Source organism: Cytobacillus firmus (assembly GCF_023657595.1).
GTDB classification, from domain to species: Bacteria; Bacillota; Bacilli; order Bacillales; family Cytobacillaceae; genus Cytobacillus; species Cytobacillus firmus_B.
In genome coordinates, this window is the sequence record NZ_CP098323.1 from 857274 (window position 1) to 882139 (window position 24866).

27 protein-coding genes are annotated in these 24866 nt (G+C 43.8%); 17 read left to right on the forward strand and 10 right to left on the reverse strand.

The window, feature by feature from the left end; genetic code table 11:
- Positions 1-17: 17 nt before the first annotated feature.
- Positions 18-1700 (reverse strand): hypothetical protein, encoded by a 1683-nt coding sequence (locus NAF01_RS04585; RefSeq protein ID WP_163140005.1) that lies wholly within the window; start codon positions 1698-1700, stop codon positions 18-20.
- 137 nt (positions 1701-1837) lie between these two features.
- On the opposite strand from NAF01_RS04585, the gene NAF01_RS04590 reads away from it, so the two are divergent.
- The 6 genes from NAF01_RS04590 to NAF01_RS04610 all read left to right on the forward strand — a co-directional run bounded on the left by NAF01_RS04590 (position 1838) and on the right by NAF01_RS04610 (position 5144).
- Positions 1838-2230, forward strand: coding sequence for a DUF3139 domain-containing protein (locus tag NAF01_RS04590; protein WP_250801886.1), 393 nt, complete (start codon positions 1838-1840; stop codon positions 2228-2230).
- 66 nt (positions 2231-2296) lie between these two features.
- On the forward strand, positions 2297-2428 hold the full coding sequence (locus tag NAF01_RS24940) for a hypothetical protein (RefSeq protein WP_261391295.1): 132 nt from the start codon (positions 2297-2299) through the stop codon (positions 2426-2428).
- Positions 2429-2524: 96 nt separating this feature from the next.
- A complete protein-coding gene (locus NAF01_RS04595) occupies positions 2525-3349 on the forward strand; it encodes an MBL fold metallo-hydrolase (RefSeq protein WP_197246807.1) in 825 nt (274 codons plus the stop codon).
- Between the two features lie 58 nt (positions 3350-3407).
- Positions 3408-3950 carry a DinB family protein gene (locus NAF01_RS04600; RefSeq protein WP_048010542.1) on the forward strand — a complete coding sequence of 181 codons (543 nt, stop codon included), beginning with the start codon at positions 3408-3410 and terminating at the stop codon, positions 3948-3950.
- Entirely contained in the window at positions 3943-4464 is a 522-nt protein-coding gene (lepB, locus tag NAF01_RS04605) for a signal peptidase I (protein ID WP_163140011.1), read from the forward strand. The genes NAF01_RS04600 and lepB overlap by 8 nt, the downstream gene beginning before the upstream one ends.
- An 86-nt stretch (positions 4465-4550) precedes the next feature.
- Positions 4551-5144, forward strand: coding sequence for a histidine phosphatase family protein (locus tag NAF01_RS04610; RefSeq protein WP_250801887.1), 594 nt, complete (start codon positions 4551-4553; stop codon positions 5142-5144).
- 120 nt (positions 5145-5264) lie between these two features.
- Here NAF01_RS04610 and NAF01_RS04615 read toward each other — a convergent pair whose 3' ends face one another.
- The 3 genes from NAF01_RS04615 to NAF01_RS04625 form a co-directional block, all read right to left on the reverse strand.
- On the reverse strand, positions 5265-6317 hold the full coding sequence (locus NAF01_RS04615) for a DUF4179 domain-containing protein (RefSeq protein ID WP_250801888.1): 1053 nt from the start codon (positions 6315-6317) through the stop codon (positions 5265-5267).
- Positions 6314-6883 carry a sigma-70 family RNA polymerase sigma factor gene (locus tag NAF01_RS04620; protein ID WP_250801889.1) on the reverse strand — a complete coding sequence of 190 codons (570 nt, stop codon included), beginning with the start codon at positions 6881-6883 and terminating at the stop codon, positions 6314-6316. The genes NAF01_RS04615 and NAF01_RS04620 overlap by 4 nt, the downstream gene beginning before the upstream one ends.
- Before the next feature lie 106 nt (positions 6884-6989).
- Complete coding sequence (locus tag NAF01_RS04625) at positions 6990-8249, reverse strand: ATP-binding protein (RefSeq protein WP_197246801.1); 1260 nt, start codon at positions 8247-8249, stop codon at positions 6990-6992.
- A 252-nt stretch (positions 8250-8501) separates the two neighbouring features.
- Between NAF01_RS04625 and NAF01_RS04630 the strand changes: the two genes are divergently transcribed.
- The 4 genes from NAF01_RS04630 to NAF01_RS04645 all read left to right on the forward strand — a co-directional run bounded on the left by NAF01_RS04630 (position 8502) and on the right by NAF01_RS04645 (position 13811).
- Positions 8502-8975 (forward strand): ArsR/SmtB family transcription factor, encoded by a 474-nt coding sequence (locus NAF01_RS04630; protein ID WP_241746572.1) that lies wholly within the window; start codon positions 8502-8504, stop codon positions 8973-8975.
- Complete coding sequence (locus NAF01_RS04635; RefSeq protein WP_250801890.1) at positions 8976-10253, forward strand: MFS transporter; 1278 nt, start codon at positions 8976-8978, stop codon at positions 10251-10253.
- Between the two features lie 134 nt (positions 10254-10387).
- On the forward strand, positions 10388-12475 hold the full coding sequence (locus tag NAF01_RS04640; RefSeq protein WP_250801891.1) for a catalase: 2088 nt from the start codon (positions 10388-10390) through the stop codon (positions 12473-12475).
- A gap of 472 nt (positions 12476-12947) precedes the next feature.
- Positions 12948-13811, forward strand: a complete 864-nt coding sequence (locus tag NAF01_RS04645) for an AraC family transcriptional regulator (RefSeq protein WP_250801892.1) — start codon at positions 12948-12950, stop codon at positions 13809-13811.
- Between the two features lie 43 nt (positions 13812-13854).
- Here NAF01_RS04645 and NAF01_RS04650 read toward each other — a convergent pair whose 3' ends face one another.
- On the reverse strand, positions 13855-15369 hold the full coding sequence (locus tag NAF01_RS04650; protein WP_284709496.1) for a glycine betaine uptake BCCT transporter: 1515 nt from the start codon (positions 15367-15369) through the stop codon (positions 13855-13857).
- A gap of 140 nt (positions 15370-15509) precedes the next feature.
- Here NAF01_RS04650 and NAF01_RS04655 point away from each other — a divergent pair, with 140 nt between their 5' ends.
- The 5 genes from NAF01_RS04655 to NAF01_RS04675 all read left to right on the forward strand — a co-directional run bounded on the left by NAF01_RS04655 (position 15510) and on the right by NAF01_RS04675 (position 20227).
- Positions 15510-15980: a DinB family protein gene (locus NAF01_RS04655; RefSeq protein WP_250801893.1), complete on the forward strand. Its 471-nt coding sequence runs from the start codon at positions 15510-15512 to the stop codon at positions 15978-15980.
- Positions 15973-16773 carry a GNAT family N-acetyltransferase gene (locus tag NAF01_RS04660; protein WP_250801894.1) on the forward strand — a complete coding sequence of 267 codons (801 nt, stop codon included), beginning with the start codon at positions 15973-15975 and terminating at the stop codon, positions 16771-16773. The genes NAF01_RS04655 and NAF01_RS04660 overlap by 8 nt, the downstream gene beginning before the upstream one ends.
- 133 nt (positions 16774-16906) lie before the next feature.
- Positions 16907-17458, forward strand: a complete 552-nt coding sequence (locus NAF01_RS04665) for a cupredoxin domain-containing protein (protein WP_197246788.1) — start codon at positions 16907-16909, stop codon at positions 17456-17458.
- Positions 17451-18917: a cbb3-type cytochrome c oxidase subunit I gene (locus NAF01_RS04670; RefSeq protein WP_197246786.1), complete on the forward strand. Its 1467-nt coding sequence runs from the start codon at positions 17451-17453 to the stop codon at positions 18915-18917. The genes NAF01_RS04665 and NAF01_RS04670 overlap by 8 nt, the downstream gene beginning before the upstream one ends.
- Before the next feature lie 194 nt (positions 18918-19111).
- Positions 19112-20227: an MFS transporter gene (locus NAF01_RS04675; RefSeq protein ID WP_250801895.1), complete on the forward strand. Its 1116-nt coding sequence runs from the start codon at positions 19112-19114 to the stop codon at positions 20225-20227.
- A gap of 35 nt (positions 20228-20262) precedes the next feature.
- Here NAF01_RS04675 and NAF01_RS04680 read toward each other — a convergent pair whose 3' ends face one another.
- Both NAF01_RS04680 and NAF01_RS04685 read right to left on the reverse strand, forming a co-directional pair.
- Positions 20263-21219 carry a calcium/sodium antiporter gene (locus NAF01_RS04680; RefSeq protein ID WP_197214327.1) on the reverse strand — a complete coding sequence of 319 codons (957 nt, stop codon included), beginning with the start codon at positions 21217-21219 and terminating at the stop codon, positions 20263-20265.
- 69 nt (positions 21220-21288) lie between these two features.
- A complete protein-coding gene (locus NAF01_RS04685) occupies positions 21289-22017 on the reverse strand; it encodes a DUF3784 domain-containing protein (protein ID WP_250801896.1) in 729 nt (242 codons plus the stop codon).
- A 106-nt stretch (positions 22018-22123) separates the two neighbouring features.
- Here NAF01_RS04685 and NAF01_RS04690 point away from each other — a divergent pair, with 106 nt between their 5' ends.
- Together NAF01_RS04690 and NAF01_RS04695 are read left to right on the forward strand one after the other, a co-directional pair.
- Positions 22124-22348: a hypothetical protein gene (locus tag NAF01_RS04690; RefSeq protein ID WP_048010560.1), complete on the forward strand. Its 225-nt coding sequence runs from the start codon at positions 22124-22126 to the stop codon at positions 22346-22348.
- A 70-nt stretch (positions 22349-22418) separates the two neighbouring features.
- Positions 22419-23027, forward strand: a complete 609-nt coding sequence (locus tag NAF01_RS04695) for an exonuclease domain-containing protein (RefSeq protein ID WP_226619469.1) — start codon at positions 22419-22421, stop codon at positions 23025-23027.
- A 45-nt stretch (positions 23028-23072) separates the two neighbouring features.
- On the opposite strand, the gene NAF01_RS04700 is transcribed toward NAF01_RS04695, so the two are convergent.
- From NAF01_RS04700 to NAF01_RS04710, 3 genes are read right to left on the reverse strand one after another with little or no spacing between them, the layout of a single operon-like run.
- Entirely contained in the window at positions 23073-24326 is a 1254-nt protein-coding gene (locus tag NAF01_RS04700) for an ATP-binding protein (protein WP_250801897.1), read from the reverse strand.
- Positions 24327-24365: 39 nt separating this feature from the next.
- Entirely contained in the window at positions 24366-24563 is a 198-nt protein-coding gene (locus tag NAF01_RS04705) for a YwbE family protein (RefSeq protein WP_048010563.1), read from the reverse strand.
- On the reverse strand, positions 24563-24751 hold the full coding sequence (locus tag NAF01_RS04710) for a hypothetical protein (RefSeq protein ID WP_404323446.1): 189 nt from the start codon (positions 24749-24751) through the stop codon (positions 24563-24565). Before NAF01_RS04710 ends, NAF01_RS04705 begins: the two co-directional genes overlap by 1 nt.
- Positions 24752-24866: the final 115 nt, after the last annotated feature.

Sequence of the window (24866 nt, forward strand, 5' to 3'; positions counted from 1 at the left end):
TCATCGTGTTTTTGCATCTATTCCAATCCTTTAATGCTCATTTCCTTCACAGGCAGGAATGCCTCACCTGTATCCAGATAGTTAACGCTGACCTGATCACCTTCCTGCAGATAAATGGCCATCGGCACGGTTTCGGATGAAACCACATAGCTTTGCCGGTTGTCCAGAAGGAATGATACGACCGTGAAATCACCGGATTTCTCCTTGTACACCCGCACCACAGTGCCGCCTATCTGTTTTTCCTCTGCTTTCGAGCTACCGTCTACTGTGCCTCCGCCCCGCTGCAATGCAGTTTTATACAAACGCAATGCTTCATTTGGCGTCGTTCCATAAGCGGAAATTTCCGGATTGGCAGCTGATACAATGAAGTAGTTCTGCAGGAATCCGTTGGCATCAAGCACAGGCGTCAGCCAGCTCGCTTCCCCGTAGAAGTTATACAGAACAGGCATTTCCCCGCTCCATTTCTTCTCGATGAATTTTTTCTCGATAATCTGGAGGGCACCCTGCGAATCCATATAAGATTCCTCAAGATTGCCTGTAAAGAAGGTGGCTTTGCCCGTCCTTGAATTTGTCAGAGAATAGCCCAGCATCGAATCGACGCCTTCTTTTGGACTTGTAAAATCAGTGAAGTAGTACATGTCGCCATTTTCATCAAAAATTGGACTCACATTGGCTTCTGTTCCCTCATCCGATGGAATCCTTACATCTGACTTTCCGAATTTGCTGTTCCAGAAGCCATGGACGTAATTTCCGAAATAGCTGTTCTGCAGGCTGACCGTTTCAGGGGAAACTGCTCCATCAATAAAGGCCGGCACATCCGCAAGTTTATAAGACTTCGTCTGTCCGCTCAGCGGGTCAACCATGACCACTCCTTTAACGTCAAAGCCATTTCTCGCCGAAATAAATTCTCCATACGAACGGATATAAAATGGTTTTCCGTCGTCATCCACTTCCAGCTGAACATCTCCGTAAAAGATGGCCTGCGGATACTGCATCCGGATATGGCGCTCTATATTTTTATTAAAATAAGAAGATGGTGTGTACACCATATCGCTCTTCACGAATTTTGGATTAGCTGAGGAATCAGTCGCGCTAATTGTAAAATAGCCTGGTGTCTTATCCCCATTCCACCATTTGAAAAAGCCCGAAAACTCTACAGGCGCAATATAAACATACTCTCCATTGACTTTCTGGATCTGCAGGCTGCCAAGTTCATAATAACTCGTGTTCGGAACCTGCCCGAAAGCCTTCTTCATCTTATTGCGCGCAAACTTCGGCGGAACGCTCGCCGGTGTTTCTTTTTCATCAAATGTTTCAATCTCCGTTTTTTCCTTCATTTTGGCACTTTCATACTTATCGTCCGCATTAAACAGGAAAGCTGTCAGAAAGAAAGCCCCTGCAGCTAAACTAAGGACAAACACACCCGTTTTGATCATACGCTCTCGGCCAGTCGCAAAAACAGCCCCGATTACAGAAGCGATAACCGCGAACAGCCACAAACTGGTTAAGTTCCGGTCCAGATTGGTGAAATAGTACACGGCAAAAACAAGCAGTACAGATACAGCGGCGGTGGCGGCCATAATTCCGGTTCCCAGTTTCCTGCCTTCCTTTTCCTTCGCCTTCGGTTTATAGCTGAACGGAATCAGCAGGATCGAAATCGCCAGTCCGGCAATCAGTGAAAAAATAAAAATATTTCCCATTATGAATCTCTCCTAAAATAAGTTCGTTAGTATCTAATACGGGTGGCATGCAAAAAAGTTTCAAAAAGAAAAAACTACCACTTTAAGTTCTTATTAGTGTAAAATTACACTGTAATGAAAATAGGAGTGTCAAATACATGAAAAAATTACTGTTAATTATAGCGGGCTTGTTATTTCTGACTTCACCCGCCCTTTTTCTTTATGTATTGAATAATGGAAATCCGATCATGAACAAGTGGATAACACATGAAGTGAAGGCGCATCTGGATGTAACAGGCTATAGCAAAAGTGATTTTCAAAAGCACAGCTATAACATACCTAAGATGGACATCAATCATGACTTCTACCATACCCATTATTATGTCATTTTCAAGGATGAACCGAACATCATTTATTACTATGGTAAAAAGAAGTGGTTTGGAGATGTCGTTCAGTTTTGTGAAAAAGAGGACGCTGCCACATATGAGTTTGTAACGGAGAATACGGAACATAACGAAGAAGCCTGTATCTCGATGCTGGATAATCGTTAAAAGAAAGAGGAATCTTCCGCCCCGAGCCAGAATAGGATTAGCATTGCCTTACTAAGGAGTTTTTTTATGATCAAATATGAATTGGCTATACCGGATCAGGCTCAGTTGTTTCAGTTATATGAAAATGACGGCTGGAATGACTTCTTGAAGCTGCCTGAGGTTTTCACATTAAGCTTAAAGTATAAGTCCTCAGTCTAAAGCTGTAGCCGCTTTCAGCCGAAACGGCGATTTAACTGAACGTTTCCAATAGTAAACTGGTTAATATAACCAATATGAGAAACGGAGGCAATATCTATGGAAAAACATATATGCAAAACGTGCGGAACGCAATTTCCACCATGCGATCATCAGCCTGAAAGCTGCCCGATCTGCATGGAAGAGCGCCAGTATGTTAGACCCGGCGGCCAGGAGTGGACTACTTTACATGAAATGACGGAAAGCCAAAATTATATGAATGAAATAAAGCAGGAGGAATCCAATCTTTACAGCTTGAAAACAGCTCCGGAATTTGCCATCGGCCAGACAGCCTATCTTATTCAGCAAAACGGTTTTAATCTGATGTGGGATTGCATCACCTACCTGGATGAGTGCACGATTGAAGCCATAAAAGAACTGGGCGGTATTAGCGCGATTGCACTGTCCCATCCTCACTATTATTCAGCACAAGTTGAATGGGCGGAAGCATTTAATGCGCCGATCTATATCCATGAAGACGACAGGGAGTGGGTAATTAGGGAAAGTGACCACATCATTTTCTGGAGCGGAGAAAGTTTTAAAATTCATGATGGCCTGGTCATCCACCGCCTCGGCGGCCATTTTAAAGGCGGTGCTGTCCTTCATTGGGAAAAGGGGAATGGGGGCAAAGGCGTCATGCTTACCGGCGACATCATTCAGGTCGCTGCGGACAGGGAATGGGTCAGCTTCATGTACAGCTATCCGAACCTCATTCCGCTTCCCGCTGAAACGGTTGAAAGGATGGCCGGCAAAATCAAACCGCTGTCATTTGACCGGATTTACAATGCGTTTCACAGAGTGGTAGAAAAAGAGGCAGACCTTGCAGTGCAGCGGTCAGCCGAACGGTATGTTAAAGCAATCAGGGGCGAGCTTTTTCAGACCTGAAGTTGGCTCTTTATATGAAAATTTAGTAAAATAAGGGAATAGAATGGGAGGGAACGAGATGTTAAAGAAACCTGGATTGGATGAGTATGCACCGTATTATAAGAAATATGTCAGCTCTGTACCGGAAGGGGATCTTCTGCAGATCCTTGATGAACAAATGAAGGAGACAATCAATCTGGTCAAAGATCTGAATGAAGATCAGGCGCATTTCCGCTATGCTCCGGAAAAATGGACGGTTAAGGAAGTGATCGGCCATATTACAGATACTGAACGCATCATGAGCTACCGCCTGCTTTGCATTGGAAGAGGGGAGATGGCTGAGCTGCCGGGCTATGATGATAACCAGTATGTAAAGAATGGCAAATTCAACCGCTTCAGCATTGGGGAGCTTTCAGCACAGCTGTCCCAGGTTCGCCAAAATACGATTTCTTTACTGAAAAGCCTGGATGATGAAGCACTGCTTGGGCGAGGAAATGCGAACGGCACTGGGGTAACTGCCCGGGCCATTGCCTATATCATTGCCGGACATGAACTTCACCACCGCACCTTAATCAAAGACCGGTATCTGGGTGCTGAAAGCTTTGGAGGAGCACATGAATAAGCATGAAATAGCGAGCTGGCTCAAGTCTCTTCTGATTGCCTTTGGAATTGCACTGGTCATCAGGGTCTTTCTTTTTTCACCCTACTATGTGGAAGGAGCCTCCATGGATCCGACCCTTCATGACGAGGAAAAAATCTTTGTTAATAAATTTGAAGAACTGAACAGAGGCGATATTGTCATCATCAGGGGCGATGAAAAGAACTATGTAAAGAGATTAATAGGCTTTCCTGGCGATGAACTGGAAATGAAGAATGACCAGCTGTATATTAACGGCCAGCAATGGAATGAAGACTACCTTGACGAAAATCGTGAAGCAGCAGATGGAATTGTCAGCAAACTGACCGGTGACTTCGGCCCTCTCACGGTTCCGAGTAATCACTATTACGTTATGGGGGACAACCGCCTTGTCAGCCTGGACAGCCGAAATGGGCTCGGTTTTATTGAGAAAGAGCGCATCATCGGCGTCAGTGAATTTGTCTGGTATCCTTTTACAAGCATGAGAAAAGTAGATTAGCTGCAGGAGCGAGCGGCATGCCCGCTCTTTTACTTAGATAAGGGAACACCTAAACAATCTAGTCAAAAGAAAGGATGTTTTTACATATGACAAGAATCGGATTAATCCGGCACGGAATCACACCCTGGAATAAGGAGGGACGGGCCCAGGGAAGCTCGGATATTCCCCTTCATGAAGAAGGTTTGGCTGAGGCAGAACGCCTGGCCGAACGAGTTAACGGCGAAAAATGGGATGTTATTTACTCGAGTAATCTCTTAAGGGCAAAGCAGACGGCAGTAGCAATCCAGGAGAAAATCGGCTCCATTCCCCTTCACCTCGATCCGAGGATTAGAGAAGTAGGCGGCGGGATGATTGAAGGCACAACCGAAGCCGAACGCCTTGAAAAATGGGGCAAGAATTGGCGTGAAATGGACCTTGGTTTCGAGCCGAAAGAAAGTGTTATAAAAAGAGGGCTTGGTTTCCTGCAGGAGATTACAGAAAAGCATCCGGGTGAAAACGTGCTGATCGTAAGCCATGGCGCCTTTATTCGTCATCTGTTAAGAGAACTGGTTCCGCAGACAGACCTTTCCACTCCGCCGAAGAACACTTCCATCACAGAACTGTTAATAAAAGAAAGCAAGTGGAACTGTGAGCTGTATAACTGCACGAAGCATCTGGAGGCGGAGCAGGTCGAATCATAATGAAAGAAGCATAAGCCATAGAGGCCGGACAGGTGGAATCGCAGGCTTTTCCTGGGAGAAAAAATAAAAGCCTCCCCGAAACGGGAGGCATCTTCTAAATAAAGCTTACCTGTACATATTTTAATTTATTTTCTTTTTATCTTTACTTAAGATCGTCAGCTCATATGGGTCATTTCGAATATCCTCTGCTTTTTCATGTGTTTGTAAGAAGCTCTTGATTTCCTCTTCAATACGTTCTGCCAGCACCTTTGCATCCGGGTCATCTGCTTTCACGGATGTTTTCACCTTGATTTGCAGCGGGAGAGGATGGAAAGAGTATGAAAACCCCTTTACCTTGAATTCTTTGTTTTCCATCAAGCCGCTTGCGATGACGTGAATGACTCCGGCTTCATCCCATCGCTGTTCCTGTTCTCTGGCCTCCATATCAATCTGTCTAATGTCAAATTTGAACCCCTTTCCATATTCACTTGAAATGGAATTCAATAAACTATTAAGCTCGTCAGTCCTTTTTTCGGTCTTCGGAATAGCTACAAAAATATATTTCTCAATTTCATTAATCCTGGCCTGAACTGGGAAGGCCATCGTGTAATTATTCGCTTCAAGCGCTTTAATGATTTTTTGTTCCAGCTCCAGGCTGTCAGCTTGCTGCTTTTTCATTTCAGGGGTTTCTTCTGGTATCGTGTTATCATGTTTGTCCCTTTTTATTCTGATATCATACGCACCAAAGTTATGATCTTTTAATGAGTGACTGAAGGTTTTTTTTACATCTCCTTTAATGCTGTTTACATCCTCCTTTGTTCCTCCAAGCCAGACGGTTAACTCTTTATCAGGGATGGAGGCATCCATTCTTCTTAAGTCATAGCGATGCTTATTAGCAGTATCACTAATGACATCATATAAAGCATTTTTGTATTCTTCCTGTTTTATAAATACGCTGAAGTAAGGAATCTTGGCGGCAACCTTTGCCATTCCGGGAGAAAAATAAGCTGTCCCGATAAAAAGAATGAACAAAGCTGCTGCAGCTATACCTGCGTAAGCCCATTTCTTTTTCCGGCTTATTCTTTCTTTCTTTTGAAAAGAATATGAGTTAGGTCTTACAGCTTTTAATACCATTTCTTTCTGTCTATCCTCGAATCGAATTTGATTATCAGGGTATTTAAAATGATTGGTCATGTCTGTTCATCTCCCTTCTCTGAAAGAACGTCCTTTAAGGAATTTCTCGCCCGGTGAAGCCGCGTTTTGACTGTATTCATATTTATGCTCAGGAGGTCGGAAATTTCGGCAAGCGTTAGTTCTTCATAGTAGTGAAGGATAATGACTTCACGCATTTTCAAAGGGAGCCTAAGAACTCTGCTATACAGATACTCCTTGTTTTCTATATGAAGCAGCACAGTTTCAACAGAATCCATTCGATCTGCCAGCAGGGATCCAATCCATTCTTTATAAAATAAATTTTTATAAGACCAGCTTTTTAAAACATCCTTGCATTTGTTGACAGTGATCCTGTAAAGCCAGGTTTTATAGGCAGCTTTCTTCTGAAAACCTTCAAGGTTCTGATAGCAGCTAATAAAAACTTCCTGAGATACGTCTTCAGCCAGCTGCTTTTGTTTTAAATAGGAGAAGGCAACCCTGATAACCATGTCCCCATATTTATCCATGAGCCAAATAAGCTTCTCTTCTTTGGACTCTGTATCGAATTGAAGGGGCGGCCCTTGATTGTCTGTTATTTTTACCAGCATGTTTATGCTCCTTTCGTTGGTAACACTTAGACGAGGGGTACTGGCTGGAGGTTCCATGAAAATTGGGAAAAAGAAAAACAGCAGTATTGACCCTGCTGTTTTTTTGTTAATCCTTATGTAGTTCCGACTTATAATTCGGAAAAGTAAAGCTGAAAACAGTTCCTTTATCGACTTCGCTTTTGACCCGGACATTACCATCCATGGCTCTTACAATACTGAATACGACCATCATTCCAAGGCCGGTCCCTTTGGAGCCTTTAGTCGAATAATAGGGTTCTCCCAGGCGCTGAAGCTGTTCGGGAGTCATGCCTACGCCGGTGTCTTTTATTTCGATGGTAATCTGGCTGCTGCTGTAGTGCGTTTCTATGTATAATTGCCCTCCGCGCGGCATAGCCTCAATTGAATTTTTAATTACATTCAAGAAACATTGGTGGAATTTTTGCCGATCCCCCTTAATAGATCCGAGGAGGGAAAAGTGGGCATTGATTTCGACTGAATTCTGGTTGGCTGTCGGCTTTAATATATTCAATACCTGCATGAGCTCTTTTTTTACATTGATCTCCTCGATCTTATCTAAGGATGGCTTGGAAAAGGTTAAATAGTTCTGGATGACCTGCTCTGCTGATTCCAGCTCAGCCTTCACAATGCTCAAATATTCCACCCTTTTTCGCGGTGGCAGCCGCTGCTCCTGCAAAAGCTGAACAAATCCGATAGCGGCTGTCAGTGGATTGCGTATTTCATGTGAGATGGCTGCACCCATTTGCTCAACAGCTTCAAGTTTTTCGGCCCGGACGAGATTCTCACGCATATCCAGATTCCTTTTAGCAAATTCAAATACATATGTAATCATAAAGACACCCAATGGCGGTATCATCAAATAGGCAAACCAGGCATCGAACCTGTTTTGTGGGGGTGCGAATATTTCCATTACCATGACCGTCAGTACACTTAAAATCAGGGTAATGATAACCGAAAAACGAATCCTTTTTCGGGACCCCTGCTTCCAAAACCAGGGATAGAGCTTCCAAAGAATGATCCCCAGGGGCAAATATAAAAGAATATTAGAATAAAACCCAGGCTCTATTCCATAAAAACTTCTCATCAAAATCACAGACCCGGCCAATGTGAGACCGAGCCCGGCATATAAACCGCCGATGATGACAGGTATCAATCGTAAATCAAAAAAATAATGGGGGCTTGGCTGAAAGGAAAACTGAAAGCATATCCAGATCATAAACAAAAGCCATATAAAAGAGCAGCTTTTGGAAAACCGGAATTTAGAGCTTTTTTCCGCCCATACAAGCACAATAAACAAGATAACGATCAAGAGCGATAGATTAAAGAAAAAATGCTTTGTGATTTCCACCGTTTCACCTGCCTCTTTGTGAGGTTATAAGAAAATTCTATATTGTTTTACTATTTATGACAATACTCATTTGCTTTTTTTATATAATATTGTCAGAAAATACGAAATTGTGGAGGGTGGGACGAAGAATTCCTGTAAAAAGATAAACTGTTACAACGGATTTGTATTTTCCATTTTAAAAAAATGTATCATTCTAATTTTTTAGAACGTATAATAAAGTTAGAATATATGAATTAGAAAGGGTGAACCATCTTGGATTTAATCAAGAAAACGATGGAGATCAATCTTGAACAGCAGAAGCTGATATCCAGCCCGTTAAGGATTAAAATTATATATCTTCTCGCTAAAAGTCCCATGACAGCCAAACAGGTTGCCGAAGAGCTTGGGAAGTCTGCGGGAAGCATTCATTATCATATTCAGCAGCTTTTTAAAGGCGGAATACTCGAGATTGAGGAGACGAAAGAAAACAGGGGAATTATCGAAAAGTATTACCGTTCAAAAGCGACCCAATTCAACTTGAAAGAAAGCGGACAGGAGAAAGGAGAAAGCTGCAGCACCATGGGAATAAACATCTCCCTCACAGAAGAAGAATTAAAGGGATTTCAGGACGATTTTTATGATTTGATGGTTAAATACATGGAAAAGAGCGTAAAGGGAGCTCTAAAGCGCAATTCTTATGAGGTTTCCTGCAGCTTCAAATTGCTTGATTCCGAGGAGGAAGAATAGATGGAAGCACAGATTAAAAGAAATATAACACTGTTTCTGGCAGGGAAATTGACAGCGGTGCTCGGTTCCTCCATTTATGGATTTGCCATTGGCTTATATATCCTTTCAGAAACAGGGTCCAGCCTCAATTTTGCCATAACCCTCATTCTTAGTACACTGCCAAGAATCCTGCTTTCTCCTGTTGCGGGCGCACTCAGTGACAGATGGGACCGCAAAAAAATCATCATTATTTCCGATTTCGCCTGTGCCGTCTGGCTTATTGCCATTTTGCTTCTGTACCTTTTGGTCACACAGGAAATCTGGCTCCTTTACACAGCCACAGCCGTTTTAAGCATTTTGAATACTTTTTATTCAGCGGCAGTCACTTCAGCAATTTACAACATGGTCGGTCCTGATACTCTGCAAAAAGCAATGTCACTCAATCAGGCCGCAGCTTCATCATCCTCCATCTTGGGACCCGTTCTTGGGGGCGTCTTCTTTGGCATCTTTCATCTATCAGTCTTCATGCTTATTAACATCATCGCCTTCACAGTCTCCGGCATCACCAGTTTACTTATTCAATACAATCTATTTGCAGAAAAAAAAGAAAGACCAGAAGAAAATGGAATGATCTACGATCTGAAAATGGGTATTTCATATGTGAAAAATCAGCCGTTTATAAAAAATCTCATTATCATTAGCATCTGGCTGAACTTTTGGTTTGCGGTTTTTCCCGTTGCCATGCCTTATCTGGTTCTGACTGTGCGGGAAATGAGTTCACTCCAGCTGGGCATCATTGAAGGAGCCTTTTCCGTCGGGATGCTGATCATGTCGGTCGTTCTATCTGCCCGTCCCGAGGTAAAGAGAAAAGAAGTGACCATTTTTGGGGGCGTAATGGCCATGTCCCTTATCATTGCTCTGCTTGGCCTCCCGAATTTTCCTGGCCTAATGGGCATTTCAAACAGCATCATGTTTCCTTTTTTAATAGGTCTGGTCCTGCTGCTATCTTCAGTTATCATGGTAATCAACATTCCAGTAATGGTTCTGCTGCAAAAAGGCACGCCTGATGCCTATCGGGGCAGGGTCATGTCACTCCTTGAAACAGGAGCAAGTGCCATGACACCACTGGGCTTTATCTTTTTTGGATTTTTACTCGAAAAATTGCCTGTCTGGATCCTAATGGCTGCATCCGGCGGCAGTATTCTGGTGCTAATCCTGTATCATTTGCAAAAAAGAACCTTTATCCAGCTGCTGAGAGACGCGGATCAGCCTAAAACTGAGATTAGCCCACAAGCCTGAGAGAAAGCAGTTTTCCGCTGCTTTCTTTTATTTTGCCGTTTACCGCCTTCATTCTGGGGTATTTCAACTTATAGATACATAGATAACATCGTAACCCCGAAGCAATTGCTTCTTTATATAAGGAGGAAGGACATTTGAAACAAGATCCGCAAAATAAAAGCGTAAATGAGCACAGCAAAGACAAGCAGATTGAGGAGTTTCGCATGGATAACACAGGCAAGAAGCTGACAACGAACCAGGGGGTAAAGGTTTCGGAGGATGAGCATTCACTGAAAGCAGGTACCCGCGGACCGACGCTGATGGAGGACTTTCACTTTCGGGAAAAAATGACGCATTTTGACCATGAGCGCATCCCTGAACGGGTTGTTCATGCCCGCGGGTTTGGCGCACATGGCTATTTCCAGGTGTATGAATCCATGGCAGAATACACTAGGGCCAAGTTTCTGCAGGACCCATCTGTCAAGACCCCGGTCTTTGTTCGTTTCTCGACAGTTGCCGGCTCCCGCGGCTCGGCAGACTCTGTACGTGATGCCCGCGGCTTTGCCACCAAGTTTTACACGGAAGAAGGCAATTATGATTTAGTAGGAAATAATATTCCGGTGTTTTTCATCCAGGATGCCATCAAATTCCCGGATCTCGTTCATTCATTCAAGCCGGAGCCGCATAACGAAATGCCGCAGGCTTCAACGGCCCATGATACATTCTGGGATTTTGCCGCCAACAATACTGAAACAGCCCATATGATCATGTGGACGATGTCAGACCGTGCCATTCCGCGCAGTTTCCGCATGATGGAGGGCTTTGGTGTTCACACGTTCCGATTTGTGAACGAGCAGGGGAAGGCGCGTTTTGTGAAATTTCACTGGAAGCCTGTTCTGGGCACGCATTCACTTGTTTTTGACGAAGCCCAAAAGCTTGCCGGAAAGGATCCGGATTTCCACCGCCGGGATCTTTGGGAAGCCATCGAAATGGGAGATTACCCTGAATTTGAACTGGGTGTCCAGATGATTGATGAAGAAGATGAATTCTCCTTTGACTTTGATATTCTGGATGCCACGAAGCTGTGGCCGGAGGAAATGGTTCCGGTTAAGATCATAGGAAAAATGACCCTGAACCGGAATCAGGATAATGTGTTTGCTGAAACAGAACAAGTCGCGTTCCACCCTGGGCATGTGGTGCCGGGCATTGATTTTTCAAATGACCCATTACTGCAGGGCCGCCTGTTTTCCTATACAGACACACAGCTAATCCGCCTAGGCGGTCCAAACTTCCATGAAATCCCGATCAACCGTCCTGTATGTCCATTCCACAATAATCAGTATGACGGCTATCATCGCATGACGATCAACAAAGGGCCGGTTGCTTATCATAAAAACTCGATGCAGAATAATGATCCAAGCCCTGCCACAGCAGAAGAGGGCGGCTATGTTCATTATCAGGAAAAGATCGAAGGGCGCAAAGTGCGCCAGCGCAGCGACAGCTTCAAAGACCATTACAGCCAGGCGAAAATGTTCTGGAACAGCATGTCCGAAGTCGAGAAGCAGCATATGATCGAGGCGTTCCGTTTTGAAGTTGGAAAAGTGCAGAACAAGGATGTGAAGCAGCAGGTTGTAAACATGTTCAGCAACGTAGATAGCTTCCTGGCTGAGCAAATTGCCCTCGGAGTTGGCGCTATCGTGCCTGATGCTGCAAATGAATCCAAAGTGACGCACTCTTCACCAGCATTAAGCCAAATGAACACAGCCAAATCACCTAAGACCCGAAAAGTCGCCATCCTTGCTGATAATGGCTTCAGCTATACTGAAGTCAATAGCGTAATGGAAGCTTTGAAAAGTGCTGGGATTATGCCTGAAATTGTCAGCAAAAACCTCGGTATGATCAAAGGAGACGGCGGAGAACTGGAAGTTATGAAAACATTCCTGACTTCACACTCCGTTATGTATGATGCCATCTATGTGGCAGGAGGAAAAGAAAGTGCCAAAGCTCTGAAAATGATGCCGCAGGCAAAGGAATTCGTCAGCGAAGCCTACAAGCATTTTAAAACCATTGCTTTTGGCGGCGAAGGAGCCGAACTGCTGCCTGCAGAAGCTTTAAACCTGCTGGGGCAATCCCAAACTCTTTCGGATATGGGAATCGTCGAAATCAAAAGCGGCGATGCTTCCTCCAGTGAGAATTTAATTAATAGCATTGCCATGCACCGTCATTGGGGCCGTGCCATATAAAATCAATGCCAGCTGCCCGCTATCGGGCGGCTGGCTTTTTTTCTGATTCCTTGATAGATTAAGGACTGACCGTTAAATTTCAAAAGTGACCGAAATAATGCAGAAACTGACCGATAAAATCGAATAGTAACCGATAAATTAAAATTATGACCGATAAAGCTGATGAAGTGACCGATAAACGGAAAATTGTTCGGCCATCGTTGAGTTTGGCCGATAAATCTTTAATTATGGCCTGTAAATGCCCCACCTTGGCCGGCGAAACTGCAAAATAGGCCTGTAAATCCCTCATTTCGGCCGGTATTTTCCTGATTCTGCCCCGGCCCGCCAGCATCCGCAACAAAATTTCCCCAATATGCAGGTATTCCCCTCCTATAATAAGAATTCTTTATTATCTTCCTGCCAAAACAAAGCAAAAAATGACAGGCAGTTAAAAAGAGATAAAGGTAGGATATACATAAGGGAGTGATTAGTAATGTCATGGATTGAATCGCTGCAGAAGGCTATTGATTATATAGAGGAGCATTTGCTGGATGAGGATTTTTCAGTCCAGAGAGCTGCGGAGGCAGCGAACTCCTCCGTATTTCATTTTCAGCGCACGTTTGCCATTCTGACAGATATGCCGGTGGGAGAATATATCCGGGGCAGAAGATTAACGCTCGCCGCACAGGACCTGGTTTGTACAGACCTCAAAGTAATTGACCTCGCCTATAAATATGGCTATGACACTCCCGAAGCTTTTACAAAGGCTTTCCGCAGACAGCATGGCATGACACCGACGGAAGCCAGAAATTTTTCCGGAAAGCTGAAATCATATAACCGCCTGGTGATCCAGGTGAGTCTGAAAGGGGCGGAACAAATGCAATATGCAATTGTCGAAAAAGAAGCGTTTCAAGTAGCGGGCATCAAAAAGGAGTTCTCTTTAGTCAATGAAGAAAATTTGGCCGGCATCCCGAAATTGTGGGATGAAGTAAACAGTAACGGCACCTCTGATAAGCTATTCAAGCTGAATAATGGGGATATCAAAGGAATTCTAGGCGTGTGTGTGGATAACCGCAGCCAGAAGCCTGACAGCATGGATTACTGGATTGCCGCAAGCTTCAAAGGTGATGAGCCTGACAGCTTCGAGAGCATGGAAGTCCCGGCCTCCAAATGGGCGGTGTTTGAAGTACATGGCGCCATGCCGCATGCCATGCAAAACACCTGGAAAAAAATCTTCTCGGAATGGTTTCCATCAAGCGGCTATGAACATGCTGATGCACCTGAACTGGAGGTCTATACAGCAGGTGATGCGTCCAGTCCGGATTATTATTCAGAGATCTGGATTCCGGTAAAATAACCATCAAAAAACCTGCAGATGCCAGATCTGCAGGTTTCTTCATCTACACCTTCTTCTTCGGGATCTTCCCAATACCAAGCTCCTTCGCTTCTTTCTGCAGAGCCTTGATTAGACTGAAGGTCATTAAAGCCATAATAACGGAAAAGGGAAGAGCCGCTGCAATCATCGTATTCTGCAGAGCTTGAAGCCCGCCGGAATAGAGCAGGACCAATGAAATGGCAGCAAGCAATATTCCCCACACTAATTTAATCTTGTTGCCGGGATGGTGTGAACCATTAGTCGTCATCATTCCCAGGACATAGGTGCCGGAGTCGGCAGAAGTAATAAAGAACGTGCAAATGAGCAAAATGGCGATGATCGAGAGGACTGTACCCATCGGAAGGTTGGAGAATACGCCAAATAGTGCCTCTTCAGTAGCCAATTCCGAGATTTTCGCTGTGCCTTGGTGCTCTTGCATAATGGCGGTTCCCCCAAATGTGGCAAACCAGATAAATCCAATTAGCGACGGAATAAGCAGGACCCCAAAGACAAATTCCCGGATGGTTCTTCCTTTAGAAACACGGGCAATGAAAATGCCAACGAACGGCGCCCAGGCAATCCACCAGGCCCAGTAAAAAATTGTCCAGCCATTAATCCATTCCCTGACCTCCGGATTCAGAGGGGCAATCCTGAGGCTCATGCCCGGCAAATATTGAAGATAGCTTCCAAGCGTATTGGTGAACAGATTCAGAATGAATAATGACGGTCCAAGAAAGAACGTCAGAATAAATAGAGCACCCGCAAGAATCATATTGGCATTACTCAGAATTTTAATGCCTTTTCCAAGACCGGACAGGGCCGAAATTATAAACAGGACTGTAACAATAGCGACAATCACAAACTGAACGGTGAAATTAACAGGAAGTCCATATAGATATGACAATCCTCCGTTAATCTGCACAGCTCCAAACCCAAGTGTCGTGGCCACACCGATAACAGTTGCTACCACTGATAGAATATCAATGACTTTTCCTGTCACCCCCTGTGTACGGTCTCCCAATATGGGTTTTAAAGTGGCACTTATTAAACCAGGTTCCCCATGGCGGAAATTAAAATAAGCCAGCACAAGTGCGACAATTCCATATATGGCCCAGGCATGTATCCCCCAATGGAAGTACGTATATCTCATCGCATTCTTAATCGCCTCGTCCGTCCCCACTGCACCTCCGGTTGGAGACCCAACTGCATAGTGATAAATCGGTTCTGCTGAACCCCAGAAAACCAGCCCGATTCCCATCCCAGCGCTGAACAGCATCGCAAACCAGGTAGGGCGGGTAAATTCCGGTTTATCATCCTGCTTCCCAAGCTTGATTCTTCCTAAAGGGCTGATTAAAAAATATAAACAAACAATGACAATAAACGAAACAAGAATCAAATAATACCAGCCGAATTTATCGGTGATAAAGGCCTGTACATTTGCTGTCACACTCTCCAGTGAATCCGGGACAAAAACACCGAATAAAACAAGCAATAATAAAATGGCGGCCGATATATAGAAAACCATTAAGCTTTTCTTCACATGCAATCCCCTTTCTTCTCATGCTGCTTCCTTTAGGATTAAATATATAGCCAGTAATTATGCGGCTGAAACATAAATTTGCAGGAAATTCCCATATGCTGACGAAATTCATAGGTATCTGGACAAGGAGGTAAGTGGATTTGCTGACATTATTCCGCTATAACTGGCAAGTGCGTGATGAGTGGTTTGAATGGTGCCGTCAGCTCTCAGCCGAAGAGCTGAAAGCCAGCCGGACTGGAGGAGTTGGAGGCATACTGGAAACCCTTTTTCATATCGCAGATGTAGAATACAGCTGGATTTGTGTGATACAGGGCAAGGAAGTGAAAGATCCCCTGTTTTCCGACTATGCTGAATTGGATAAAGTAATGGCACTTTCTGAGGAATACCGAAGGGGATTAGAACACTTTTTTCAGGAGGAATGGCCAGTTCCATACAATGAGTTTGTTACACCGCCATGGATGGAGAAGCAATATAAAAGGGGAGACATCTTGAACCATGTGATTGCCCATGAAATCCATCACATTGGACAGCTGTCAGTCTGGGCAAGGGACCTGAATCTCCCGCCTGTATCAGCCAATTTGATCGGAAGGAGATTAATTAAATATGATTAGACAACTTACTGAACAAGATCATGAAATGTGTTTCAGCCTTTTAAAACAGCAGCCGGCTGAGAATCTGTTCATTATTGGAGATATTGAAGCATACGGCTATGAACAGGACTTTCAAAAGGTGTGGGGGGACTTTGGGGAAGATGGCAGATTAAAGGCCGTTTTATTAAAATATGAAGAAAATTTCATCCCATATACAGCAGGAGACTTTGACGCCAAGGGTTTTGCGGAGATAATGCTTGAGGACCCGAACTTTGGAATGATGTCCGGCCTGAAAGCTGTTACGGCGAAAATTGAACCTTATGTATCACACCGCATAAAAAGAAAGCGGGAAACCTATTATGCAAAATGCACAAAGTTAAATGCAGAAGGGGTTGAAGTATCAGCGGTGTGCAAGGCTGTTCCTGAAGATGCAGAACAGCTTGTTGAGCTTCTGAACAGCATTCCAGAATTCAGCGATTCCGCCATTACCGTTGAACGAAAAAGCAGGGTGCTAAAGGATGGCTCATCCCGTTCCTTTTTTATCAAAGAGGATGGTAAGATGGTCAGCACTGCTTCAACGACAGCTGAAAACTCCCTTTCAGCCATGGTTGTAGGTGTAGCAACAGACAGTGAATTCAAAAAGAAGGGATATGCTACTCAGTGCATGGTCAAGCTCTGCCGCCAGCTTCTTTCGGAAAATAAAGAGCTGTGCCTGTTTTATGATAACCCGGCAGCAGGCGCGATCTATAAACGCATCGGATTTGAAGATATAGGTTTTTGGATGATGTACACGATAGAGAAGAAAATGTCCTGATAATCCAGGGCATTTTTTTGTGGGAAAATTTCAAAAAAATTCGTCGAATAGGACATATATCACCGAATTAATTTTTAAGCTTCCATAAAATAGGGTTTGGGGAATTGTTGAATATTTTATGGGAGGGGTAGAAATGTATCAGCTTATCGCCATGTATGCGACTGTTTTCTTTGTTTTCCTGCTGGCGCTGGCTTTTGCGTTTGTTTACGGCGAATCCAAGCGCAGCGGTGAATATAGCGCCATTCAGGAAAAAGGATATAAAATAAGGAAATTCTATTTTCTCGGACTTATTGCAATAATGGCTTTTGCCACAATTATGACGCTTGGCAGGCTGCCGTATGACCGGAATCAGGCAGAAGCGGAAGGGTTTAGTGAAACGAAGGTAGTGAAGGTAACCGGAATCCAATATGCGTGGGAGATGAGCGAGGAAAGGTTCGAAGTTGGGGACACAGTTCAATTTGATGTGACAGCTTCGGATGTTACCCACGGTTTCGGCTTATACAATGAAAAAATGGAGCTTGTCGCACAGACTCAGGCCATGCCTGAATATACAAATACCGTTTATTATACGTTTGAAGAGCCTGGAACTTATCAAATATTATGTCTTGAATATTGTTCAACAGGCCATCATGTGATGGTCAAAAAAATTGTTGTTGAGCCGGAAGGGGGAAGCTCTGATGAATGATGCGATTCACCCTTTAGCCAGGAAAGCAGTGATATGGCACCTGGCTGTGACGGCACTTGTTTTAATTCTTATGATGATCTTTGGGGTTATTATGCTGATGAATCAGGGGGAAATGATCAGCATCACACCGCAATGGTTTTATAAAATCATGACTGCACACGGTACAGGCATGGTTGGCATCGCGGCATTGGGAGGAACGGCTATTCTATGGTACTTCCTGTCTAAATACGTGAAGCTTAACCCTGCCATTCTCATTGTAAACTTTGTCCTTTTTTTAACCGGAGTCACGATGGTCCTCATCGCCATTTTCGTCTTTGACTTTTCAGATGGATGGACGTTCTTATATCCGCTTCCTGCCCAGTCAGCTAAAATGTACGGGGCAGCAGGGGCAGTTTTCTTCTTATCAGGCATGCTGATTCTCGGCATTGGCTTTTTACTCCTGTACATGTATCTGGCTGCAAGGCTGACAGCAGTTTATGGGGGCATCGGAAAGGCGCTCGGATGGGATATCATTTTCAGGGGGAAGAAAGGATACGGACCGCCTGCTGCTGTCGTGGCGACAGCCATGGTTATCATCACCAACTCGACTGCACTGCTGGCAGGTGCCACGGTGCTGGCCGCATCATTGGTGAATATTATGAATCCGGCCATTACGATAGATCCGCTGCTTGCCAAGCATCTTACCTATGCGTTCGGCCATATCTTTGCCAACTGCACAATCTATATGGCTGTTATTGCCGTCTATGAGGTCCTGTCAGAATATACAAAACGGCCGTGGAAAGCTAACAAAGTCTTTTTAATTGCTTGGAACTGCTCCACACTTTTTACCTTAATGATTTATACGCATCATTTGCTGATGGACTTTGCAGTGCCAAAATGGATGCTCATCATCGGGCAGGTGTTTTCCTATGCTAACGGCTTGCCCGTTATGGTCGTTACGGCCTACGGTGCACTTATGATTGTCTACCGTTCGCGGATGAAATGGGACTTTGCCTCAAGCCTGTTTTTCCTTTCCATGTTCGGATGGGTGGCAGGAGCCATTCCGGCCATCATTGATGCCACGATTGTTGTCAATCATGTGATGCATAACACGAAATGGGTTCCAGGCCATTTCCATACATATATGGGAATGGGGGTAGTCGCTATGATTATCGGATTTATGTATTATTTCAATAAAACCGAAGGCAATCAGCAGCACAGGGGAATCGATACATTCACCATTACGCTCTATTTTGCGTTTTTTACGGGTCTGGTGGGCTCATTCCTTTACGCCGGCGGAATCAGTGCTCCTAGAAGATGGGCAGAGCACCTGCCGCAATGGGTACTGTCCGACCAGGTTGGCGCAGTCAGCGGAATCTTTATCGTTCTGGCTGCGATCATCTTCACCGCAAGGTTTTTTGCTGGGTTAAGAAGTGTCGGCACAAAAGTTCCTTATCATAAAAAATCAGCAGCTGGCTGATGATTGAGGCTCTGGAGATCACTCTTCAGGGTTTTTTATGGTACACTAATAATTGGGAAAATTCTAAAATTATAAAGGTGATCCATGAAACAATTTAACTGGAAATTGGCGTCAATGCTGCTGGCGGGAATAGGGATATCCAAATTAGGAGATTTAATATTTACCTGATTGCTATTAATTTGATTGTCTATGACATGACCGGATCAGCAGCTGCTGTGGCAGGATTATGGATTATAGGTCCCATTACTTCCGTTATAACCAATTCATGGAGCGGAGGCATGATTGACCGGAAAAACAAAAAGAGCATTATGATTTGGACTGATATGGCCAGAGCCCTGGGTGTAGCTCTGATACCATTTCTCGGAAGCATAGGCTTCATTTATGCAGCCCTTTTTCTCATCAGCATAGCGAAGGCACTATTCATGCCGGCTTCCGCCACGTATATAGCCAAGCTGGTTCCGATTCAAAGCAGAAAAAGGTTCAACTCTATCAACAGTCTTGTTGCTTCAGGTGCTTTTATCGTGGGACCAGCCATCGCAGGCGGATTATTTCTGATTGGAACCATTGACACAGCTGTCTTTTTAAATGCGGCTTCCTTTGTTTTTTCAGCTGTCATCATATGGCTGCTGCCGGACATGGATAAAGATCTGGGGGAGGCTTCAATCAAAACGTCAGCCTATGAAACTCTCCGGGATGATTGGAAGCAGGTCATTGCATTTGGCAGGAGAGAGGCTTTTTTCATCTCTGTCTACGGTTGCTTCCAGGCATTTGGTTTGTTCTCTCTCGCAATGGATTCCCAGGAGGTTGTTTATATTCAGGATGTTGTGGGGCTGACAGAAGCGGATTATAGTTTCCTTGTCAGCATCAGCGGAATTGGTTTTGCGCTCGGAGCTCTCTTTATCACCATCGTTTCAAAAATGCTCAGCATCAAACAGCTCATGGGCTACGGCATGCTTTTGACAGCGGCAGGTTATCTGATTTATGCAGTGGCAGACTCCTTCATGATGGTTGTCATTGGGTTTACGGTACTTGGCATTTTTAATGCTTTCTCAAGTTCGGGTTACCAAACCTTTTATCAGAATAATATACCTGTGGAAATCATGGGCAGAATGACCAGCGTGATTGGTGTCATTCAAAGCATTGCCCAGATTTTCCTGCTCATCGGTATCGGTGTTCTTGGTGATCTGTTTCCGCTCCGCTATACGATTGTCATTTTGGCAGCCCTGAATTTACTTCTTTCTCTATATGTCTGCTTTCAGCTTTTAAAGCCGGGGAAGCAGCAGTATTTTTCAGAAACAACGTCCGCTTAAAAAAAAGCGCCGACCCAAAAGGACCGGCACTGATATTAATTACGCATTATGATATAAATCAAATACATAATGTAAGAGGCTGCGAGAAAACCCCCTTCATATTTTCCAACGGCATAATGGCTTCTTGAAAAGATAAGGAGCACGAATGTAATTAGAATTAAGATTGTAATATCGATGAACATTTTAGGGTCTACAGGAAGCGGGGAGATGGAAGCCGATGCCCCAAGGACGAAAAGGATGTTAAAGATATTGCTTCCTACGATATTTCCTAAAGCAATTTCACTCTCTTTTTTTATGGCTGCGGCGACAGATGTCACCAGCTCGGGCAGAGAAGTCCCGATGGCTACAATCGTTAAGCCGACCAATGTTTCACTCATCCCCAATGATAAAGCAATTTCCGTACTGCTTTTAACAACCAGGTCGCCGCCAAAAATAATGGCAGCCAATCCGGCAATCGTCAAAAGACTTTGCTTTGTCCATTGGGCAGTACTTGTTTTGACAGGAGAAGACCCTGTGCTGCTTCGGTTCTCCCGGGCCACTTCAAATAAGTAGTACATGAATACAGCAAATATCAGCAGCAGCACGAGACCATCACTGCGGGAAACCATATTGCTGCTGATAGAGTCAAGATATGCATCATTGATGAAAATCATAAGAGCAGCTGTGGCAAGCAAAGTAAAGGGAATCTCCTTGCGGATGGTTGCACTTTCGACTTTTAAAGGAAAAATCATGGCGGTCACACCGACCACCAGCGTGATATTAAAAATATTACTGCCGACAACATTTCCTATAGCCACATCGGCATTTCCATCCAGCGCAGCCAGAATGCTGACAGTGGCTTCAGGTGAACTCGTTCCAAATGCAACGATTGTCAGCCCAACCAGCAGCGGGGAAATCTTTAGGAACCCCGCAATTTTTGAAGCGCCATCCACAAAAAAGTTTGCCCCTGCAATCAATAAAGAAAATCCAATAATTAAAAGTATATATGACACCTTAACGAGTCACCTCCTGTTTTTACTATGATTACCCAATTATGGATTCAATTAAAAGCCGTTGCGGATTCATTTGATATCCGCCTCTTCTTTCATTACCTTATACCAGCTTTCTGTTTCTGCGGAATCTTTGCTGTTCACAAAGATTTTCTCATTTTTAAGTTCAATGTATAGAATCGGCGTATGGCCTTTTTGTATGAATAATAAGCTGCTGCCATAGCCAGTCACTTTAAAATGCCCCTGTGAAAGGGTGGGGAGGCCGATTCCATTCTGCTTCCAGGTTACCTCAGGCATCTCCTCCAATAATTGAACAGACTGAATATCCCGATAATCCCATTTGTCTCCGTACATTCCGGAGATTTCAAATGAATCCTCTGTTAATGCCATTTCATAGCCTTTCTGGCTGGAGACAGTCAGGTAAATGAGGGGGCCAAGTGTCACAATAAAAAGAATGAGAGCGATGATATAACTTCGTTTTCTTTTAGACGGCACTTCATATTTCGATAAGTAGATGAATCCCCCAAGCAAAACAATCATCATAAAGCCGAACTGCACTTCCATTGCAAATCTGAATCCGGTGAATGATAAAGGCAGTAGCACCAGCATCCCGATAGCAGTGCCAATGAGCAGGCTGCCGGTTTTTTGCGGATAACCGCTGTTAATTAATTGTTCTTGTTCAATCTCCGGCCGCGAGGCAAATCCGGAAATGAGCCAGTAAGCTTTTTTGAATCGTACAGCCCATCCCAGAATCAGGAAGAGCAGAATCACAGAAATCTGTGTAATGACAAGTCCAATCATGGCAAAAACCTCCTTGTTATTCTTTACGGATAAAGCGGCCGTTTTGTTTCGGTTTTGGTATAATAATAAGACAGCTTTTTAGTTTCAAGTAAGAGGAGGCACACCCTTGAAAAACAAAAACATTTTATTCTATATATTAGTAGCGCTCTTGATCACTACCGTTGTCAGCATTGTCATGGGCTACCACAACTTCGGCTTTGGGGTAGGCTTTCTGTTCGCATTTCTTTCGCTTTCAACAGGATATTTCTATTCCATGAAAAACCGCGAATACATGCATCAGAATTACCATGCCGACTATGTGGACCGCTTGAAAAACGATAAAAAGATTTAATAGCGGTTCCGCTGGCATTCAGCACTCCTCTATTATATGCTTAATTTAAAATCAATAGAGGAGGCAGGCAATGAAAAACAAGGAAAATATGGGATTGCTGCTGGATGTGGAAACAACGGGGCTAGGACCAAATTCCGATGAAATCATTGAATTGGCATTAAAGTTATTTTCATACCGTGCCGACACAGGGGAGATTCTTGATATAAAGGATAAATCCTCATTCCTGCGGGAACCCATCAGCAAATCGGCCAAAAACAATTACAGCCGTGCATTCAGAGTCCATGGGATTCCTTATGAAGCTGTCAGCGGAAAAAGCTTTGATGATATCAAAATAAAAAAATACTTCTTTCACGCTGATTCGGTTTTCGCTCATAATGCATCCTTTGACCGCAGCTTTTTATACCGGATGTATCCGGAAGATATTAACGAATTAAAATGGTACTGCACGATGAGAAGTGTTCCTTGGAAAGAATACGGCTTTACAGACAGCCGGCTGCTAACGCTTATTCAATCCCACCGCATCGCAGACAGCCAGACACACCGCGCCATGGATGATATTACATACCTCTTAGAACTGCTGAAAAAAAGAAATCCGGCCGGTGACTTCTATATGCGTGATGTTCTGGCAAAAGGACCAATGAGAAAATACCAGCCAGCAGCTCAGGGCCGGCTTGGCTAAAAGTCTATACAGAAAAAGAGTGCATCCTTTTTGGCACTCTTTTTCTTATTCATTTTTCAGCAAAGGCAGTATGATGTTCACTGTCGTCCCCTTGCCGATTTCGCTATCATACTCTATTGTTCCGTGCATTTCACGGATAATTTTGTTCGTAACCATGCTCCCCAGGCCAGTCCCCTTTGTTTTCGTTGTGTAGAAAGGCAAACCGATATTTTCCAGCTGCTCGGAGGTCATGCCCCGTCCGTTATCCGTAATTGTCAATTTAACGGTATTATGAAAATAATCTGCTGAAGTAATGATTGAGATTTTTCCTTTTTCCTGAACCGATTCAATTCCATTCTTGATTATATTCATGAGGGCCTGTTTTAGGTGGTCTTCATCACCTCTCACATAAAATGGCCCTTTATTCCCGTACTCAATCACTACATTTGAATAAGAGGCAAGCGGCCTCATGAGCAGGACGCAATCCTGAATCACCTCATGCAGGGGAACATTAGCCAGTTGGAACTGTTCGGGCTTTGAAACTTTAAGATAGTTGGTAATGATGCTGTTTGTGCGATCCAGTTCTTCAATTATGAGAGGGGAGAACTTTTTAAAGTTCTCATCCGCCGTATCCTGGCTCAAATATTGAATGAAGCCCCTTACAGTTGATAAAGGATTCCTAATTTCATGGGCAATCGAAGCTGCCAGCTGGCCGACCATTGTAAGCTTATCCATATATACCATTTCACTGATCTGTTTATTCGTTCTGAAAAGACTCTCGATTATAAAAACAAGAGCAATAAATGTCAGGTAAAATGCCGCGAAATAGGTCAGATAAAAAAAGGTGTCCAGAAACATGACGGCTGTCGCAAGAATGGCTATATATAAGTAAAAATAAAAAAAGAGAATAAATGAACCTGTTATCAACCGGTGTTTAGAATTAAGAAACACTCTTCTTAAGGAAAATGTAATCACAAAGGATAAAATAGAAACCAATATTCCAATATAAATAAACTGGCCGCCTATTACATAGCGGGCAATGACGGTACTCAGCATCACAATGGATCCCGGCAGCCACCCTACATAGAGTGTCACAATCATGATCGCGACCATGCGCAAATCAAAATGGGTTTCCCCCAGTGTTTCAATGGGGTAAAACATACACAGAAGTGCCCCGAATGAGCCAAGCAGGCCGTAAATCAATTTTTGCTTAAAGGTAAGGGGGGCCTTTGTCTGATAAGGAAAAAGTAAATTTCCGTTAAACGTAAATGAAAATAGTATCGTAATATTTACCAGTAAAGGTTTAATCAGTGTAACCAATAGTCTCCTCCGTGAGTTATCAAATTAAAAGGCCGCTCCTTATGGGCGCAGGATTTGTTTTACCCGGCCAACCTGACCATCCTCAAGCCTTACTTTAATGCCATGCGGATGGGAAGGGGACTTCGTTAAAATGTCTTTCACGATTCCTTCTGTCAGAGCACCTGTCCGCTGATCCTTTTTAAGAACGATCTTCACCTTTAACCCTGGCGCTATGGCAGCGCGATTCTGACCTTCCATTACACACCCGTCCGTTTCCGCTGATTATTGGTCTTCTTAGTCTGCTGGCTTTTCAGTGCTTTCGTGGATTTAACAGGGGTATTATTAAACGCTCCGCCTGACTGACCCTGCTTTTTATTCATAAGCTGCTGTTTCATTGCTTCTTTAAGGCTGATTTTTTTTGGTGCATTATCTTCTATATTAGTCATGTTAGAGTCTCCTTTATTTACATATCCCTCTATTATAAATCATTAACCTGTTAAAGGAAATTTCTCAGTGAAATAATCTTTTCACCTGTAACTTTTTTGAAAAATAAGTCTTTAG